The organism is Paraburkholderia sp., assembly GCF_035501035.1.
In the GTDB taxonomy this organism is placed as follows: Bacteria; Pseudomonadota; Gammaproteobacteria; order Burkholderiales; family Burkholderiaceae; genus Paraburkholderia.
Genome location: NZ_DATJWR010000344.1, coordinates 1 through 3,464, shown reverse-complemented (window position 1 = coordinate 3,464; position 3,464 = coordinate 1). Strand labels below are relative to the sequence as shown.

The 3,464-nt window shown below is 61.1% G+C and carries 4 protein-coding genes; all 4 read right to left on the bottom strand.

The features are described 5' to 3' along the window. Nucleotides 1-131, bottom strand: a 131-nt coding sequence (locus VMJ11_RS25295; protein ID WP_325622899.1) for a GntR family transcriptional regulator, incomplete at its 3' end; no start/stop codon positions are given. A 510-nt stretch (nucleotides 132-641) separates the two neighbouring features. Continuing rightward, nucleotides 642-2,282: an IS66 family transposase gene (tnpC, locus tag VMJ11_RS25290; RefSeq protein ID WP_325622896.1), complete on the bottom strand. Its 1,641-nt coding sequence runs from the start codon at nucleotides 2,280-2,282 to the stop codon at nucleotides 642-644. Between the two features lie 90 nt (nucleotides 2,283-2,372). Next, nucleotides 2,373-2,726, bottom strand: coding sequence for an IS66 family insertion sequence element accessory protein TnpB (gene tnpB, locus VMJ11_RS25285; RefSeq protein WP_007578399.1), 354 nt, complete (start codon nucleotides 2,724-2,726; stop codon nucleotides 2,373-2,375). After that, nucleotides 2,726-3,217 (bottom strand): IS66-like element accessory protein TnpA, encoded by a 492-nt coding sequence (gene tnpA / locus VMJ11_RS25280; RefSeq protein WP_007743596.1) that lies wholly within the window; start codon nucleotides 3,215-3,217, stop codon nucleotides 2,726-2,728. Before tnpA ends, tnpB begins: the two co-directional genes overlap by 1 nt. Nucleotides 3,218-3,464: the final 247 nt, after the last annotated feature.

Genomic DNA, 3,464 nt, shown 5'->3' with positions numbered 1-3,464 from the left:
AAGACGGTCGATTGGCTGACGCCACGTTGCGCCATGATCTGACGCAGCGACGGCAGCCTTGAGCCGATTGGAATATGGCCCGACCGGATGTCATCAGCCAACTGTGTGGCAAGTACCTCGTACCGCTTCATCGTCCATTTCTCGTTGAACAGGCGCGCCGCATCTTGCTTCACCACGGCCCCTCACGATATTAGCGCGCTTTGCTTTTAAGCTCGGCGAGGTGCTCGCGACAGAATCCGCTCGATGCCTCTACCGTCGGCAATCCCCCACATTGCTGACCTAAAACCCGGTCCCCTCCAATACCGGCTCAGGCCGACGGGCCCGCGTTCCACATCGGACGGGTTTCGGAGTGAACCAGCCGTTCGAGTGACGGTTCCACGGTTCCGTGCGATAAGCGAGCAGCATCAATTGCCCGACTGTACGCGCTCAAAAACTGACTGTAGGTCGTACGTTGAAACCTTCGCGTTGCGCCAACTTCCGCTTTGCGATAATTTGCGCGAAAGTGGGAGTTCCATCAATGAAATACCATACCTTCCATGCCTACATCGGCATCACCGTAAGCGGCAGCTTTAGCACACCGAAGGGAGAATCGCGCAACTGATGGTCGTGCGTAGGGGCACCGCCGAGGAGCGCCGGGTGTGTCAGCCGTCCTGTGCCCTGGCCTCTTGATGCCGCGCATAGTTGAATGGCAAGAGGTCCGTCACGTCGGCGTCCGGTGGACGCTGCGGCAGCTCCTTGAGTACGTGCAACAGGTAGTCGTACGGTTCGACACCGCAGGCACGGCACGTCAGCATGAGACTGTAAATCGTGGCGCTCGCTTTTGCGCCGTCGACCGTGTCGCTGAACAGCCACGACTTTCTCGAAGTGGCGAACGGCCTGATGTCCCGCTCGCAGATATTGTTGTCTATTGCGGCTCGCCCGTCAGTGACGTAGCGGCTCAGATATTCCCACTGGTTACGCGTATAGGCGATTGCCTTACCGAGCAGGCTCTGGGGCGTCACCTTCGGCGCCAGTTCGTCAAGCCACGCTTTGAAGGCATCGAGCACCGCCACGCTGTGTTTCTGCCGCAGATCGTATGTGTAGTCGGCACGTGTCTGGCCGGCAGGCAGATCGCCTTTGGCCAGCGCCTCGACACGGTACAGGGCCTGGAAGTATTCAAGCGCCTTTGCCACACGAGCGTTCGGCGGCTTCGGCTTTGCGCCATCCCCTTTCTTCTGCGCTGCCTTGTCCGCCTTGACGAACAGCCTGCGCGCGTGCGCCATGCAGCCGAAGTGCGTTGCCTTTTTCAGCGTGCGCCACGCACTGTATCCGTCGCTTACCAGCATGCCGCTGTAGTCGCCGAGGAATTTCTTCGGATGCTCCTGGCCTCGCCCCGGCTGGTACTCGAACAGCACCACAGGTTCGGGGCAGTCTTCGGCGCTGCGGTAGACCCACGCATAGCTTTTACTCTGGGCTGATCTGCCGGGCTCCTTGAGCACCTGAAGCGTGGTCTCGTCGCCGTGGATCAGCGGCTGCGACAGCAATGTCCTGTACAGCGCGTCGTACAGGCGGGTGTAGTGCAATTCGCTGGGGCGGATGACCCAGTGTGCCAGCGTGCCCCGGCTCACCGGAATCTGCCAGCGGGCCATGGCGGCCTGCATCCGGTACAACGGCATGCCGTCGACGTATTTCGCGGTCGCGACCGTCGCGATCACCGACGCATCCGCATGGCTGCCCGGAAGTGGCTGTACCGGCATCGGTGCGAGCACGACCGGCGTGTGTTCGGCGTGACGCTCGCAGTGCCGGCACGCGTACTTTGCACGCACGTTCTGGTGAACCGTCCATTTGACCTCGACATGCAGCTGTTCGCTGATGTCCTCGCCGATGCGATGCATAGGATTGCCACAACACGGGCAGCCTCGCTGGTCTTCCGGCAGATCGTACCCGATGCGTTCGCGCTTCAGGTACGCCGGCAACGGCTTGCGTCCCACCTTGCGCCGCTCAGGCTTGCCGGCTGGTGGCAAGCCGGTGTCAGGCAGCGCCGGCTGGATACCTTCGTCTTCCTCGTCGCATGGTTCGCTCCGGGCGATCTGCTCGGCTTCGTCGAACACGCGATCCTTGCGTTTTTCGCTTTTCGGCGCGTAACGCTCGGCCTGCAGCAGCCGGAGCTGTTCCTCGAGCTGCCCGACGCGCTGGTTCAGTTCGTCGATGTGTTTCGCGTCGCCGGCTACCCGAGCTTCGAGGGCGTGGATATAGCCCTGGACAGCCCGGGGTACGCGCTTGAGGTCAGGTGCATTCTTCATGCGCTCCAGGATAGCGAAGCGCGGTGCGCCGTGGGTTTACGTCAATTTGTAAAAGGCGCCCGGCCGTTGTTTTACGTGCAACGTACCGGGCTAGCTGGCGTGCTCGTAATAGCGTGCAGGATGACGGCGAAGCGCGTCGATGTCGATGCCATCGAGCAGCCAGTGGAGCTGCTGCGTCGTCAGCTCGATCACTTCCTGATCGCGTCGCGGCCACACGAAACGGTCCTGCTCGAGCCGGCGCAGCAACAGCCAGAAGCCGGTGCGTTCGTACAGCAGGAGCTTGATCCTGTTGCATTTACGGTTGCGAAACGCGTACACGGCGCGCGCGAGCGGATCCAGTCGCATCGAATTCTCAACCAGAGCGGCAAGGGTATTGATGCCGCATCGGAAGTCGACCGGCTCGCGATGCAGATAGACCCGCAGGTCCTCAGCGAAGCGCAGCATCACCGGCTCCTCAATGCGTCGATCATCGCTGTGAGCAGCGCCGTGTCCTGTTGCATACATTCAAGTTCAAGACTCACCCCGTTGGGCAACTGCGCCATCAGGCGTGACGGCAACGGCGGGCGTTGCGATGGGCGCATCGGTTCACGCCGTGCAGCAGCCGGCTGGGCGTCGGGCAGGGACGGCATGTGAGGCAAGTGCACAGGTTCGGCATCAACCACTTCCAGAACAGGAACAAATGCCGGCGCACTGGCTGGTGTCGGCTGCCGCTCAGTTCGGGAGCGTGTCTTTTTACGCTCGAGGCCAATCCACTTGCGAAGCTGGTTGGCGTTCACGCCAGCCTTCAGTGCCAGCCCGGCAACGGAGGCTCCCGGCTTCTGGCACGCTTCGATCAGCTTGCGCTTGCCATCACGGTCGTACCGGTTTTTGCCGTCGGCCGATTTACCGATCACCCGCAATGGCAGGAAGTCAAAGTCAGTTTGTAGGTCAGTCATAAGCTGCGTCCGCAATGTGGTGGCTGCGGACGCAATCTTGTTCCTTCTAATACACCGGTTCCAGATGAGTCGGAACTACCGCTTACGCATCACCCCAGAGTCGGGGGCGCTCTTGCAAGGGTCGCAGAAGCGCCAAGACCCCGCTTTTGAGGGCGGGGTCTTGTCTGGGTAAGGAGCCTGACGATTACCTACTTTCACACGGGCAATCCGCACTATCATCGGCGTGGAGTCGTTTCACGGTCCTGTT